This is a genomic window from Dorea sp. YH-dor226 (assembly GCF_039832105.1).
Lineage (GTDB): Bacteria > Bacillota > Clostridia > Lachnospirales > Lachnospiraceae > Dorea_A.
This window is the reverse complement of the sequence record NZ_JBDOHS010000003.1, coordinates 21,029-36,279: the sequence shown is the minus strand read 5'-3', so window position 1 is coordinate 36,279 and position 15,251 is coordinate 21,029. Positions and strand designations below refer to the sequence as shown.

Below are 15,251 nucleotides of genomic sequence, written 5' to 3'. Positions count from 1 at the left end.
TGATTTATGTATTGTTTTATGTGTAAAGTTGGGCTAAAATCATTAATACAAATATGTGAAAGAAAGGTGATTGCAGTGCAAGATGTATTTGATATTTCACAGTTCGATGAATATAGAGAAGATAACCGAAGAGAAGTGAAAAAGGCAAATGGTGGTTTGCCGGTTTCTTTATGGGATACTTATTCTGCATTTGCAAATTGCTATGGCGGTGTCATTATTCTTGGTGTTAAAGAAGAAAAAGATGGCAGTTGGAGAACTACAGGATTACAAAATGAAGCGAAATTGCGCAAAGATTTTTGGGATACCATTAACAATCCGAAAAAAGTAAACATTAATCTTTTGTCTGATGAAGATGTAAAAACTTATGTGGTAGGCGAAAATAAAGATGTTGTTATGGTTATTTATGTGCCGATGGCAAAGAGAGAACAAAAACCGGTGTATATTAATAATGACATTTTCAATGGAACATTTCGCAGGAATTATGAAGGCGACTATCATTGTACCAGATTACAGGTAAAGACAATGCTCCGTGACCAGACGGAGAGAACGATGGATATGGAAGTGCTTGATAAAGTACCTATGGAAGATTTAAATTATGAGACAATCCATGGTTACCGTAATAGTCATAGAACTTTGAAAGAAGGACATCCTTTTGAACGGCTCAATGACCATGAGTATTTAAGAAGTATTGGTGCCGCAGCCATTTCGGAGGAAGATGGACAGTTACATCCGACTGCAGCAGGTATGCTTATGTTTGGCAATGAGTATAACATTGTCAGACATTTTCCGGAATATTTTTTGGATTACAGGGAAGAACTCGACTCCACGATTCGTTGGACTGATAGATTACATTCCAGTTCTGGTGAATGGTCGGGGAATGTTTGTGATTTTTACTTTAGAGTTTACAATAAGCTTATTAAGGATATCAAAATACCATTTAAGATGGTAGGCGGAGAGCGTGTTGATGATACTCCGGTACACAAGGCACTTCGTGAGGCATTGGCAAACTGTTTGATTAATGCTGATTATCATGGAGTTCGTGGAGTAGTAATCAGAAAAGAACCAGATAAAATTATCTTTGCGAATCCAGGATATGTTAGAACCGGTAAAAAACAGATGCGCTTAGGTGGTGAGTCTGATCCGCGAAACAAATCTCTCATGAAAATGTTCAATCTCATTAATATAGGTGAACGTGCCGGAAGTGGTGTTCCGAATATTTTCAATGTATGGGAAGATGAAGGATTCATAGAACCGGAGATTGAGGAGCGATTTGATCCGGACAGGACAGTATTGTCACTTCCTTTTGTGAAAAAGGCGACGGAAAAAAGCGACGGAAAAAAAACGACGGAAAAAAGCGACAGAAAAAAAGTGACGAAAAAAACGCAAGAACAATATGAAAAGATTCTTGCTTTTATGAAACCAGATATCTGGTATAAAGCAAATGAGTTAGTAGAGGTACTTGGAGTGAAAGAAACTAGGACTAAGGAATTGCTTCGCGCATTAGTATCTGATGAAAAACTTGAAGATAATGGAGCAACTAAGGGAAAGCGTTACAAAAAAAGATAAATAGTATTGCGAGGTGCTGTGACTGATATGAACAGATTTTCGGAAAAAGACTGGAAATTATTTCGGAGTAAGATTGTTGGATGGCAAGAAGCATATATGGATAAACTGAATAAAGAGTACATCGAAATCCTTAGTGGAGAGGGAAATCCATCAGATAAATTCTGGAAGCTTGAGAAACGCATCAAAGAGGATAAACGGGATTGTGGTGTTCAGTGTGAAATGAGCAGATCCAACCAGTTCCATATCATAATGTCGTTATTGAATGAAGGTGCGATTACGTTGGAAGATCTTGATGATTTCAGTGATGATTTGAAAGAGACGATTAAATTCTTTTCAGAGAGAATTTAAGAATATTTTTTTGAAAATATTACTACCGCATATTGCTACTCACCCCTGCATACATTGTAAAAACAATGAATGCAGGGGTTTTGTATGAAAGATTATATTGAGGAACGGGCAGTAGAGATCGCATATTATATCATTGAACATAAGGCGACTGTGAGGCAGACTGCAAAAAAATTCGGGGTGAGTAAAAGTACCATACATATGGTGGTAATAAAATGGAACGGTTTGTGTGGGTGGCACAGTAAGAAAAATAGAAAAAATTTAAAATTTGATTGCAAATTTCGGCTGAACTGACCGCTTGTTTCATTAACGGCTGACCAGCCCTTTCAATAGAACTGACCACGCATTTCGGATGCTGACCAACTTTGATATAGTGATTGATGTAGCTATTGCTACACATCATTCAAAGGAGGTAACGAAATGCAAAGTTACACAGTTATTATTGGTGTCCTTGAAATGCGGGAGAAACATTTCTCCTATCGAGATATCAGATTTCGGTATGGCATTGGTCAGGGCACAGTCAAGCTCATCCTTGACAGAGCAAATGAGCTTGGGCTCCCACTTGCCGATATCCGACAGATGGAGCCGGAGAAGGTTGAAACAGCCTTCTATCCGCCGGAAAATATCCGGAGAAAGGAAATCCCGTTGCCGGACTATCAACTGATTTATGACCGCCTTACTGCCAAGGGCAGTAAAGCCAACCTTTTCTATCAGTGGGTAGATTATAAAAAGGATAATCCTGACGGTTACCAGTACACGCAGTTTGTACATTACTTTCATGACTTCGTAAAGCATAACTACGGTTCAGAAAAAGTCTCCATGCCGGTAGAACGGATTCCCGGTGAGCGGGTCTATATCGACTGGGTTGGTGACAAGCCGGAGCTGGTTGTCGATCCCGAGACTGGAGAAATCTTTAAAGTCCATGTATTCGTGACCACGATAGGTGTCAGCAGCTGTATATATGCAGAGATCTTTCCGGATGAACGTATGGCAAACTTTATTGCTGGGACAGTTCATGCACTTGATTATTATAAAGCTGTTCCCAAATACCTTGTGCCGGATAACTGCAAAACAGCTGTAACAAAGCACACAAAGGATGAAATTATCATCAACGCATCCTATCAGGATCTTGAGAACTTTTATGATGTTGTCATCCTACCGCCACCGGCACGCAAACCGAAAGGAAAGCCCACTGTCGAAAAATATGTCCAGTATCTGGAAACATGGCTGCTGGAAGAGTTAAAGAAAAATATCTATCCAAACTTTGAGGCTATTAACCGTGCCTGTCGCAAGATAATAGAAGCCATCAACAGAGAAGTTCCCAAAGGCTGGAAGTATTCTCGTATGGATTCATTTCTCAGGTATGACAAGCCCCAGATGAAGACTCTTTCCGACGGATCCTTCACGCTGTGCGACTATAAACCATTTGCACACATACCGAATAACTACCATCTTCTCTATGATGGCCACTATTATTCTGTATTGTACACGTATTATAACCAGCCTGCAATTCTTAAAGCTACGCCGACCGAGATTCGGATCTGTGATAAAAACAACCGCCTGATCTGTACTCATAAACGCAGCTATAACGAATACCCGAAATACATCACCGATGACTCCCATATGCCACCGGGACATCTCTATTACAAAGAGATCAACAGCAGGGATGGAGATTACTACAGGAGCCGGGCTAAAGTATTCGGACCATATATGGTAAAACTCATTGATACAGTTTTGCATTCTGCGATTCATGAGGAACAGACTTATAACAGTTGTAATGGAATCATCCATTGCTGTGACGGAGTTTCACGTCTTGTGGTCGAAGAAGCTGCCAAGACCTGTGTCACATGCAATGCCTGCCGTTATTCATATTTTAAACGAGTCCTAACTGACATGCTGAACAAGAACAGCAGCCCCGGAAGCGAAAAGCTTCCAGAACACACAAATATCAGAGGAAAGGACTTTTATAAATGATGAATACTACAACAGTTGACATTAACTTTCATGAGCTTTGTGGAAAGCTTAGATCGATGAAACTTTCAAGCATGGCGGACACTCTGGAGAAACAGCTTGCCAATCCCAACAGTGGTCTTCAGAGTTTTGATGAACGAATTTCCGAGATTATCTGTTCAGAGTGGGATACCCGCTACAATAAGAAATTCAACCGTTTTTTAAAGAAAGCAACCCTGAAATACCCGGCCGCGGACATTGATGAATCCATTTATGATGCAGACCGTTTCCTAGATACAACTACCATTGAAAGGCTTGCTGCCTGTAACTGGATTGATGAAGGAAAGAATCTTCTGATCACCGGAAGCACTGGTTCTGGTAAAACCTACATATCCAATGCTCTATGCATCAGCGCATTGCGGTTATTCCATACCGTAAGATACGTCAAGGCCAGCACACTGATTTATGAGTTAGAACAGGCTCAGGTTACAGGCGAATATCTGAACTATACCAAGAAGCTGGCCGCTCTTGATCTGCTTGTTATAGATGACTTTGGATTGATGGAACTGGACATTGATAAATGCCGCAACCTCTTCGAGGTCATCGACAGTAGAGACTGCCGTCATTCTACAATGGTGATTTCGCAGATTCCTGTATCCAGCTGGTACGAATTATTTCAGGATAACACTTATGCGGATGCCTGCATGGACCGTATCATCCACAACGCATATCGGCTTGAATTTAACGGAAGGAATATGAGAAATCCTTCCAAGTAACCTGCAAATTGATCTACAAGTGGTCAGATAAAATGAACTCGCGGTCAGCTCATCCGAGCTGGCCGGTCAGTTCGACCGAATTTAGCAGATCTACCGAGACCAAATCGCTCATCATGGGTATGCTTGTTCTAAAATTGCAGGAACATCGTATGTCCTCTGCTGAAGGCATGAACCTTGAACTTAACCATCTGACAGTTCTCGAAGAAGCTCATAATATTCTTAGAAGAACATCAACAGAACAGAGTTCAGAAAGTGCTAATCTTCTTGGAAAGAGCGTTGAAATGCTTGCAAATGCAATTGCTGAGATGCGTACCTACGGAGAAGGATTTATTATTGCTGACCAGGCACCTGGACTCATGGATATGTCAGTTATCCGAAATACGAATACAAAGATTATCATGCGTCTTCCGGATGAAAGCGACAGGAATCTCGTTGGAAAAGCAGCTGGCTTAAATGAGGATCAGATTATTGAATTAGCAAAACTTCCGAGAGGCGTAGCTGCAGTTTATCAGAACGAATGGGTTCAGCCGGTACTCTGTAAAGTCGATAAATTTGAAGGAAATTCAAGCCTGTTTAAATTTGTTCCGGGTGAGAAAGACTATCCAAATTATGATGAAACAGACGTGGCTACAGAATCTCTTCTTGACTGCATTATGAATCAGGAAGTGACCCAATCCGGACATCAGACTGACATTGTAAAACTGAAGGAAATCGTTTTGAAATCTCGCCTGAGCAGTATGGTAAAGAAAGATTTTATGGAGTATCTTTCTTCAGGAACCGATAATGCAGTTAGTTCATTAAGGACATTGATTTACGATTTCTTAAAAGCAGAAGAAGCAATTCGTATATCTCAGTCTAGCAGTGATATTCATCAATGGACCAAGACAGTCGTAGATTCTTTGCAACCTTCTGTAATGGAATATACAAAAGACCAGATTAATCTGGCGGTTGCACTAATAATCTACGAGAAGGCAACTCGAGATGCTTCCTATAATGATATTCTGACTCGTTTTACGGAAGTGTATATGGAAAAAGGTTGGGTTTACTAATGAACGAAGTAAAAACATCAGACATTAAAGAACAAAAAGAACTTCCATATCAGGAAATAAAGCCGAAGACAGATCTTACAGCTGAGCAGAAATGGAAAAAGAAGAATGGTAAACGTTCAATAGCAAGTACCCCGAAAAAGTAAGAGCTGCCTCACGGCAGCCCTGGTCATCAGTTCTTGCGAATCCCGTCCGGTAGATTTGGTGACCACGGTAACAGATCATCCAGAAAGGACCGGTCGGTATCATCCATATGTTTCGGAATCTCTTCTAAGAGATATACGAAGTAATCATATGGCTTTAGGTTGTTTGCCTTTGCTGTTTCCGCAATGCTGTAGATGATTGCGGATGAATGGGCACCGTTGATAGTGTCGATCATCTGCCAGTTCTTTTTGCCAATGCAGAAACCTCGTATAGCACGTTCCGATGCGTTGTTATCGATAGGAACTTCGCCATCTTCCAGAAATACCCGGAGATATTTCTCCTGATTCAAGATATATGTGTATGCCTTTCGAAGCTGTCCGCTAGTGGGAACAGTTGGTTCCATTTTTTTGAGGTACACAAATAAGGCATCAACCAATGGTTTTATAACCAGTTGTCGCTGCATAAGTCTCTCATCAGGTGAGAGTTCTTGTAGTTTCCCCTCCTCGCGGTAGATTGCCTGAATCTGTTTCATTACCAGATAGGCGTTGGACTTCTTGCGCTGTTCTTTTGGAACAACGTTCATCGCCTCGTCAAACTTTCTTCTGGCATGAACCCAGCAGCCTGCGATCCGCAGATCTTCGCGTTCCTTTTCCACTTTGTGGTAGACCTGATATCCATCCGTTACACAGATGCCGGAATAGTTCTTGAGGAATTCTCTTGGATGGGAGCTGTTGCGAGTTTTATGGTAATCATACAGGACAATCTGTTTGTCTTTGTACAGATGCCCGGAGCGATACACCCACATGTAGCTCTTGGATCCGGCAGGACGACCATCTCGATGTACCAAAACAGGAGTTTCATCTGCCTGGATCACATGATAATCATACAGCTTTTGGTGGAGATAATCGTACAGGATTGCCAGGTAGCTTTCACCCAGTCGGATCATCCAGTTGGCCATGTTTTGGCGTGTGATGCTAAGACCATAACGGGAAAACTCCTGTTCCAGGCGATAGAGCGGAACAGCATTCACATACTTGCCATTCATAATCGCTGCAGCAAGTGTTGGAGATACCAGACTTCCGTGAAGCAATGCCTGTGGGTGGTCTGCTTTTATAATTCGTCCATCTTTCTTGCTGGCATACACACCAACATGATGCTCATCTACTTCAACCTTTGCAGGAATGAAACGGTAACGTTTGGAAATCGCATCCGGAAGCTGCTTCCAACCGTTTTCTCCAAACTCAGCCACTAATTCTTCCTCGGTCATATAGTGCGTAATGATGTTCACCGGAAGACCTGACAGATCGGCATTCTTCTTACCAACAGATTTTGCTTTGCGAGCTGGTTTTGGTTCCAAAGTCTCAGGTTCTTCGGCATCCAGATCAGATACCGCCTCGGCTTCATTGAAGAAAACGATGGTTCCATCTATTTCCATGAAACAGATCTGACTGGCATCCTCCATCTTCTCAGAAGATCTGCCGAATCTGTTCTTATTGGAAAGAGTGACCTGTTCAATGAGGAGTTCGATTTTTTTATTTAAATCTTGTATCTCGCCAGAAAGCTTATCGTTCTGTTCCTGAAGCTGGAGGAATAACTCTACGATAAAAGACTTATCCAATGTATTCAGTTGTTCTTCGGTGAATTTAAATGCCATTGTTCAAACTCCTTTTATTTCTGAAGTCATTATAGCAGAAAACTGGAGTTTAGGCGAATTCACCACGTATTGTTATTCGTCATTTTGACGGTGGATAACAATCATGAATATCCCAGAATTTATGAGATACTCATGACTGTTATCCACAGACTCTGCGAGGGATTTTTCTTTGGCAAAAAGAATTACTCTCACAAAAAACGATTTTGTGGATAACTATTAAAATAATAATTTATATTGTTTTTACGCGTAAAAAATAGAAATGTTATTTTCTACGAATTGCACAATTACATTGTTTTTGGAGGATCTGTCAGTTCCTCTATTGGACGTTTGGCAACGATTTCAAGTCCCTGCATCAACATGCGATATTGTTCAGGAGTAACCTCCAATGCCTCTTCCTTCGTACGAGGCCAACTGAATCCACCAACATTTAATCGCTTGTAAAGAAGAAGGAATCCATCTCCTTCCCAAACCAGCCCTTTGATTCGGTCGGTACGTTTGCCACAGAAGAGAAATAGGATGTTTTTCTGAAAAGGATCCAGTTCGAATTGATATTTAATAGTGGATGCTAAGCCGTCAATTCCACGCCTTAAATCAGTGTAGCCACATTATCCTAACATTCGAATAATGTGGTTTATCCTCACGACATTTTTATCCTCATCTTTTCTGAATATAGAGATATTTACTCACTTCCTCGCAAATAAGATGAGGATAACATATTTTATGTGATAATGGAATCGCATTAAAATCGAAAGGATGTGATTTCATGAATTATGTTGATACCGTCGAAAAGGTAATGTCACTACTTAAAGAAAAGAAGGTGTGTTCAAGCAGTAGAAAGTCGCATAGGGACTGTTATGAATCTCTTGGATCGTATCTCGACCAAAATAGCACCGAGTATACGGTCAAAGCGCGTGATGAATGGTTTGCTGAGATTAAGAAAAGCCTACCTTCACAGCGATGTGTCATATGGATCCGGTATGTATATCAGTTAGAGGAAATGGATTCTTCAGGAACAGTATCTGACCGCAGGCTATATTTAAATCAATCAATATACGATAAACTTCCAGTTTCATGGAAAGATGATCTTGATTTCTATCTTGAAGACTGTTGTAAACGTTATACAAAACGTACAATAGAATTAACACGTATATATTGTTCCGAAGGGTTACTCATTTTTGATGAAATTGGAGTTGTCAATATATCAGATATCTCATACGAAGCAGTACTGATACTTGTAAATACAAAAATGTATCAATCAGATGAAACCAGAAACGTGATCCTTAATTACACGGCTCGGATGATACAGTTCTATGAAAAGATCGGGAAATGCACAAAGCCATACAGTCTTCTCTTTAACAGTCAGATTTATCCTCATATCGGGTTGATCGATACGTTTTGTTCAGAGAATAAAGTGGCTTTACAGAAAACGATAGATGTAATTATGTCGGCCGCAGACTTTAAAGGAAAGATTGAGCCTTTTATCGAATGCCTGCAAGCCCATGGATATATCGGTACTACATTGAAACTGGCAAAACATGCTTTAACAGCTTTTTATCTGTTTCTGGATATACATGACCTTGGTTATCATCCGGATATCGTTTGGATATGGTTCTCTGAGGTAAAAAATACACTGGGAGCTTCCTGGCTTCACTGGAGAAGAATTCTGAGTTTTTGTAATGAATATCTTCTTAGCGGCGATATCCACCCGGGCGGGAAATATAAATACATTCCTACCATATATGATGAACTCCCTGAATGGTGTAAGGAAGCCGTCGCAGGTCTTTTAGAACAGAAAAAACGTGAATATCGCGAAAGCGGTACACTTAAATCTTATCGATGTTCCTGTGCAAGCTTTTGTCTGTTTTTGATCGATCATGGGTATGACAGTTTCAAACAGATTTCTCCAGAGATAATCAAAGAATTCTCAATCCAGGATGAACATTCCACATTTAAAGGCCGTGCCACCCGCTTTGTAATCGTAAGAGCCTTCCTACGCTATCTTGATGAACATCGATATACAGAAAGACATGGTCTGGATCAATGCCTTATATCAGGAAGTGCACCCGTAGATAAGATTGTGGATGTTTTGTCCGATGAACAGATTCAGAGGATCCAGAAGTACCGGCTGACTCATAATGCCCCTGTAGAACTTCGCGATATTGCCATTGTTTTGCTTGGTCTAAAAACAGGACTGAGGGCCTATGATATCCTGGCACTCCGTTTTCAGGATATCGACTGGAAGAAATGCCAGATCTCAATCATCATGAAAAAAACTAAAACACAGATTACTCTTCCAATGCCTGTTGAAGTGGGAAATGCTATATATTCATACCTGAAATACGGCAGACCTGATGCAGAAAGCGATTTTATTTTTGTAAGATCCAAAGCCCCGTATGGAAGATTGACTGGTAAAGTATGTACCAGAGCGCTTTATCGTATCCTGCCCGAAAGAAATGATGTAAAGGGCGGCGGTTTTCATGTGACACGCAGGACTTTTGCTACAAATCTGCTGAAAAATCATGCCGGCATCGATGATGTAATGGATGCACTCGGTCATCGTGATCCGACAAGCGTAATGAAATACCTTCTTCTGGATGATGAAAGAAGCAGAAAATGCGGATTATCATTGTCAGGTACCGGACTGATGTTGGAAGGAGGTCTGTAATGAAGATCATCGGATATGAATATCAAAGCTGTTTTGCTCCGTATATTAAACAGTTTCTACAGGAAAAGCGGTCTGTTGGATTCACTTATGAAACTGAAGAATGGAAACTGAAACATTTTGACGATTTTTGTGTAAAAGAATCCGTTATACAGCCATATCTCAGCAGGGAACTGGTCAAAAAATGGGGGACATTGCGTGAAGGAGAAGCATTATCTACCTGTTCAGCACGTACTTCTATAATCCGTCAGTTTGCGTTATTCATGATCTCCCTCGGTGAGGAAGCCTATATTCCGTCGAATTTTTATAAATGTGAAAAAAGACTGGTGCATGTCTTGTCAGATGATGAAATATCAGCATTCTTTCATGAAATCGACAGTTATTCTCCCGAAATAAAAGTTCCCTCGTTTTTGCGTCTGTCTACAGAGTATAAAGTGATCTTCAGATTGATCTATTGTTGTGGCTTGCGTATTTCAGAAGCGAGAAAACTGAAGTGGAGTGATGTAGATCTTGAAGCGGGAACATTAAAAATCATGCAGTCAAAAGGTCATAAAGACAGGCTGATATATATGTCTGATGATCTTGCTGTGTTAATGAAGGAATATAAGACAATACTGAATGATCATCATAGATGCGTATCAGAATGGGTTTTCCCTGCAAGAGAACCGGGCAACTGCCTGTGTTCTGTCACTATAAACGCAGCATTTCGCAGGGCATGGAATGCGACACCATATGCAGAAGGCTGTGACAAAACTCCTACTGTTCACTGCCTCAGACATAGCTTTGTAGTAAAAAGGATGAATCTCTGGATGGAAGAAGGTATCGCGCTTAAGGAAATGCTTCCATTTCTGAGCCGGTATCTGGGACATCAGAGTACGGATGATACTTTTTATTATTACCATCAGGTCAGCGAAGCTTTCCGGATCATCAGAGACAGGGACAAAACTTCAGGTTTCGTTATCCCGGAGGTGACTGACCATGAGTAGAAAAAAAGCGGAAAAGAAACTGTTTTTCTCAAAAACACTGGATTTCCTTGAGCATTACCTGCCCGAACAGTCATTGAAAAGCCGGAATACAATAGAAACCTACCGCGATGCTTTGACCGTGTTCAGAAGATATATAACCGATACTATGAATTTATCACTTCGTACCTTTGGCTTTGAGGATTGTACACATGATTTTCTGTTATCATACATTGAGTTCCTACATAAAAACGGTAACAGCGAAACCACTTGTAATAACAGGCTTGCTGCGATCAGAGCTTATCTCTGGTATGCTGCTGATTGCGATATATCGTTACAGTCAGTAGCTCTCACAGCTTCCAGAGTTCCTTTTCTTAAAGTACCAAAGCTGACACGTGAAGTCATCCCTGATGATGCCCTTAAGGCACTGCTCTCTGCGCCGCCGGATACTAAGACAGGCCGAAGGGACAGACTGATCCTGATATTGCTTTATGACTCTGCTGTCAGGGTTTCCGAATTATTGTCTATGAATGTATCTTCTGTAAATCTGGAGGCCGACATACCGTATCTTCGGATTTGTGGAAAAGGTGATAAAGAAAGGATCGTTCCGATCACAGATAAGACCGCTGATCATCTGAAGAACTATTTAAAAGTTTACCATGAAGTGATAGAGCCTGATGCTCCGCTGATTTATACAGTGATCAAGGGTCACAAAGGCAGGATGTCAGTTGGAAATGTTGAGCGCATTATCAAAAAATATGCAGCTCAAATCCGCTCAGTGTATCCGAATCTCCCGGAACGATGCTATCCCCATATGTTCCGCAGGACCAGGGCAACCAATCTGTATCAGGATGGGACAGAACTTGAACTTGTTTCCCGTATACTGGGGCATTCCTCAACAGAAACAACACGTATTTACGCAGTCCCTTCAGTTGATATGATGCGTAAAGTGATGGAATCAGGTAATCTGGAAAATGATGAGAAGCCATTATGGTCAGATGATGAAGCTGAAATGGCACGTATCTGTGGTTTAAGATAAATAATGTTATCCTCATCTTTTTTGCGAGGAAATGAGTAAATATCTCTATATCCAGAAAAGATGAGGATAAAAATACTCTGAGGATAAGCCTGTTGCGATAAAAATCTTGTCAAAACCAGTTGCATCATTCAGCATGTAAGAGGCCTCCGATCCTGCTTAGCAGTTCCGCAGAAGCAGTATTTGAAATTTCCAGCGAAAAGGAGTCCTTTCGAATGACCACATCTGGTCTGAATGTAGCAGATGATACGGTGGATTGTTCAGGTAACCTTAATTCAACAAAATCAACCGGCGTCTCTGCAGGTAAACTTACAGATTTGACTGCTGGCGGCGAAGAAGATTCTATCGTAGAGATATAAGCCTCTTCGCGTAGGCGACGTTGCCAGTAAAAGAATGACTTGTCAGAAATACCATGTTCTCTACACCAAGCGGTTTTATTCATTCCGCTAGCCAGGCATTCTTTTATAATCTTAGTCCATTGTTCGCAGCGGACTTTATGAGTAATTTTATCCATGAGATAACCCTCCTTGAAAAACCTTAGATTTTTTAGAGTAATTATCTCACAAAAACTAGTAAGCGACACGGTACCGGCTATTTACCGTTTACGAAGAATGGGATAGAGCTCTCTGTTTTGAACGGATAATGCTTCAGTTATATCTATATGCCGCTCAAATGGGCGGCATATAGTATCAGAGAACGTTTCCGAAAAGAGACTATTCTTCTTTTGTAATCAATTGTAAAATATTTGAAAAAACACGTGCTTTAGAAAGGCTTTCGTAAAAAGGTTCATCCCATTTACTATTATTTTCTAAGTCTTTATAACAACTATCAATTTCGGATAATAGTTGTGCGTATTTTTCTTGTAGACGAATCAGTTTTTCTTTATTTTCATTATTCATACTATTTGCTCCTTCTTATGCCATGAAAAATGTTTAATACCCCATTGTTCCAACTATCGATTCATCGTCTTCAACCCAGTCGGATATTCCTATTAATCGATATTCATTTTTTGAATCTCTAACATAAAGATTATCAATTCCGGAATTAATTAACATTCTTTTACACATTGAACAACTGTTTGCGCTTTCGACGTAATTGCCAGAACCAACTTCTATTCCAACTAAAAACATTGTGCTTCCAATCATATCTGCTCTACTAGCACAAATAATAGCATTAGCTTCCGCATGTACACTACGACATAATTCATATCGTTCCCCTCTTGGAATATTCATTTTTTCGCGTATACAATGTCCGAGATCTGTACAATTTTGTCTTCCTCTTGGTGCCCCAGAGTATCCAGTGGATATAACGACATCGTTTTTTACAATGACAGCGCCAAAACGTCTTCTAAGGCAAGTACTTCTTTGCGAAACAACTTCCGCAAGGTCTAAATAATAATTTATTTTATCTCGTCTCTCCTTCTTTTCTAACATATTCTCTCCTTCACCTCCCGTTCACTTGTTACATAACTCGTATATTTCAATTAAAGAGGGGTATTAAATCTTAAGTTGTGCAACTATTACAAGCTGCTATCTTTGTGAGTCTTTCTTTTTTTTATTGAAACGATATTTATCCAAGTTTTATTACGATCAATTTCGTCATTTATAAAGTAATCAACTACTTCAAATCCTTGTTCATTAAGAAATGAGAGTAAATCTGTTTTTTTCCACCTTCTTCGGAATCTTTTGATTTGGGTTTTATAATCGCTTTTTATTTCAAAACCTTCCGAGGATTTTTCATGAAGAGTTGTATACATAAAAAAGGCACTTTTGGCAGATAACCATTTCGCTATTTTCTCTAATACAATCTTTTCTTGGTCCATAGAAAAGAGATGCAGAAATGCTCCGGCAAAAATTATATCAAATTTACCATCAGTAATGTCTTCTACATTAATTATATCTCCTTCAAATATATGCGTGTTTGGACTATTTTCTTGAGTAAGAAGAGCCATTTTATGAGATATTTCTAAAGCACTTGTATCAATTCCTCTAATCGAAAATTCCTTTACCACTTCCCCCGCGCCTGGTCCAAGTTCTAAAACATTCCTTGGCATGGTGGAGTATACTCTATAATATACTTCTAAGACATATTCCACTAGTTTAGAAAAATCAATTTCATAACTACTTTTCTGAAGAATTCTTTTTTGATATTCTTCAGCTAACATATCGTAGATAAACTTATTATTATCAACATTCATGACTACTTCTTAAAAAACTTTGATAATCCTCCTACAAGCATAATAACAATTCCAGAACAGCCAACATTCCAGAACCTATCAACCCATATAGTGTTTCCATTTTTGACATCGATATAGTGAGCACCATTAAAAAGTCCTACTAAAATTCCAATGATAAGTAGTAGCACCATAAAATTTTGCCAATTAATAAACCTTCTAATATCGTCGATTACATGTTTCGCACGTCTTTTCTTAAAACTGATATATGTTGGATCATCCATCATTTTTTGTTTAATTTCATTTTTATCTTGTTTCCAAGGTGCAAATAATGAAAATTTTTCTTCGTCTGACAGAAGAATTCCAGTGGTTGTAATAATATCAGATCTACCTCCTGTAGCAGCATGCGTCGTTGTTAATACCGGTGTATCTAAATAGAAAAAAGTAATTGATGCGATAACTTCATTAACTTTTAATAGCAATGGCTCATCGTTCATATAATGTATTGCTATTAGAGAGTGACCATTATAGTTTGGTTCAAGATATGTACCTATATGACATGTACCTTTTGAAACAAAATATACTTTTGAGTGATATTCTCCGCCGATATTAGGGCCTATAGACAAAACTTCATTTGTTTCAATTAGTGTTGTAGAATAAGGCAAAAATACAATTTGCTTCTGGCCGTTATGCTCGATAAGTGCAGATTTTTTATCATTAAGTTGATATTTTGTCGAATTAGCTCCCAAATCTGAAGCACTTACATTTCCATTGTCATCAATCCATATTTCACCAGATTTTAAGGTCCAAGCATATTCACTTGCTGTTAGATTTAATGCATTAGCTTTAATACAATCTTCTCTAAAGGGAACAATACAAATTCCGTTGCCCAATTCTTTAATAATATCGTTTTTACTAAACATTATTTAGCCCCTTA

The 15,251-nt window shown here is 39.5% G+C and carries 15 protein-coding genes and 1 pseudogene; 10 read left to right on the top strand and 6 right to left on the bottom strand.

Annotation, left to right across the window (positions count from 1 at the left end):
- Positions 1-6 precede the first annotated feature (6 nt).
- From ABE547_RS03505 to ABE547_RS03475, 7 genes and pseudogenes are all read left to right on the top strand, one after another.
- Positions 7-1,566, top strand: a complete 1,560-nt coding sequence (locus tag ABE547_RS03505; protein WP_347377463.1) for an ATP-binding protein — start codon at positions 7-9, stop codon at positions 1,564-1,566.
- Positions 1,567-1,593: 27 nt separating this feature from the next.
- Positions 1,594-1,914 carry a multidrug transporter gene (locus tag ABE547_RS03500; RefSeq protein ID WP_347377462.1) on the top strand — a complete coding sequence of 107 codons (321 nt, stop codon included), beginning with the start codon at positions 1,594-1,596 and terminating at the stop codon, positions 1,912-1,914.
- Positions 1,915-1,998: 84 nt separating this feature from the next.
- Positions 1,999-2,112, top strand: a pseudogene (locus ABE547_RS03495) (sporulation transcriptional regulator SpoIIID); the annotation flags it as partial.
- 219 nt (positions 2,113-2,331) lie between these two features.
- Positions 2,332-3,885: a transposase gene (locus tag ABE547_RS03490; protein WP_347377461.1), complete on the top strand. Its 1,554-nt coding sequence runs from the start codon at positions 2,332-2,334 to the stop codon at positions 3,883-3,885.
- A gap of 56 nt (positions 3,886-3,941) precedes the next feature.
- Complete coding sequence (gene istB / locus ABE547_RS03485; RefSeq protein WP_347377460.1) at positions 3,942-4,637, top strand: IS21-like element helper ATPase IstB; 696 nt, start codon at positions 3,942-3,944, stop codon at positions 4,635-4,637.
- 32 nt (positions 4,638-4,669) lie between these two features.
- The gene (locus tag ABE547_RS03480; RefSeq protein ID WP_347377459.1) at positions 4,670-5,686 is read left to right on the top strand and encodes a hypothetical protein; all 1,017 of its coding nucleotides are present in this window, start codon (positions 4,670-4,672) and stop codon (positions 5,684-5,686) included.
- Complete coding sequence (locus tag ABE547_RS03475) at positions 5,686-5,829, top strand: hypothetical protein (protein ID WP_347377458.1); 144 nt, start codon at positions 5,686-5,688, stop codon at positions 5,827-5,829. The genes ABE547_RS03480 and ABE547_RS03475 overlap by 1 nt, the downstream gene beginning before the upstream one ends.
- Positions 5,830-5,855: 26 nt before the next feature.
- On the opposite strand, the gene ABE547_RS03470 is transcribed toward ABE547_RS03475, so the two are convergent.
- Positions 5,856-7,481 carry an IS66 family transposase gene (locus ABE547_RS03470; RefSeq protein ID WP_347377457.1) on the bottom strand — a complete coding sequence of 542 codons (1,626 nt, stop codon included), beginning with the start codon at positions 7,479-7,481 and terminating at the stop codon, positions 5,856-5,858.
- 1,411 nt (positions 7,482-8,892) lie between these two features.
- Here ABE547_RS03470 and ABE547_RS03465 point away from each other — a divergent pair.
- From ABE547_RS03465 to ABE547_RS03455, 3 genes are read left to right on the top strand one after another with little or no spacing between them, the layout of a single operon-like run.
- Positions 8,893-10,146, top strand: a complete 1,254-nt coding sequence (locus ABE547_RS03465; protein WP_347377456.1) for a tyrosine-type recombinase/integrase — start codon at positions 8,893-8,895, stop codon at positions 10,144-10,146.
- Positions 10,146-11,129, top strand: a complete 984-nt coding sequence (locus ABE547_RS03460; RefSeq protein WP_347377455.1) for a tyrosine-type recombinase/integrase — start codon at positions 10,146-10,148, stop codon at positions 11,127-11,129. The genes ABE547_RS03465 and ABE547_RS03460 overlap by 1 nt, the downstream gene beginning before the upstream one ends.
- Entirely contained in the window at positions 11,122-12,144 is a 1,023-nt protein-coding gene (locus ABE547_RS03455) for a tyrosine-type recombinase/integrase (RefSeq protein ID WP_347377454.1), read from the top strand. The genes ABE547_RS03460 and ABE547_RS03455 overlap by 8 nt, the downstream gene beginning before the upstream one ends.
- Before the next feature lie 124 nt (positions 12,145-12,268).
- On the opposite strand, the gene ABE547_RS03450 is transcribed toward ABE547_RS03455, so the two are convergent.
- The 5 genes from ABE547_RS03450 to ABE547_RS03430 all read right to left on the bottom strand — a co-directional run bounded on the left by ABE547_RS03450 (position 12,269) and on the right by ABE547_RS03430 (position 15,237).
- On the bottom strand, positions 12,269-12,655 hold the full coding sequence (locus ABE547_RS03450) for a transposase (protein WP_347377453.1): 387 nt from the start codon (positions 12,653-12,655) through the stop codon (positions 12,269-12,271).
- A 199-nt stretch (positions 12,656-12,854) separates the two neighbouring features.
- Positions 12,855-13,040, bottom strand: coding sequence for a hypothetical protein (locus ABE547_RS03445; RefSeq protein WP_347377452.1), 186 nt, complete (start codon positions 13,038-13,040; stop codon positions 12,855-12,857).
- 33 nt (positions 13,041-13,073) lie between these two features.
- Entirely contained in the window at positions 13,074-13,574 is a 501-nt protein-coding gene (locus tag ABE547_RS03440; RefSeq protein WP_347377451.1) for a cytidine deaminase, read from the bottom strand.
- 86 nt (positions 13,575-13,660) lie between these two features.
- Complete coding sequence (locus ABE547_RS03435; RefSeq protein WP_347377450.1) at positions 13,661-14,338, bottom strand: class I SAM-dependent methyltransferase; 678 nt, start codon at positions 14,336-14,338, stop codon at positions 13,661-13,663.
- A 2-nt stretch (positions 14,339-14,340) separates the two neighbouring features.
- Positions 14,341-15,237, bottom strand: a complete 897-nt coding sequence (locus ABE547_RS03430; protein WP_347377449.1) for a hypothetical protein — start codon at positions 15,235-15,237, stop codon at positions 14,341-14,343.
- Positions 15,238-15,251: the final 14 nt, after the last annotated feature.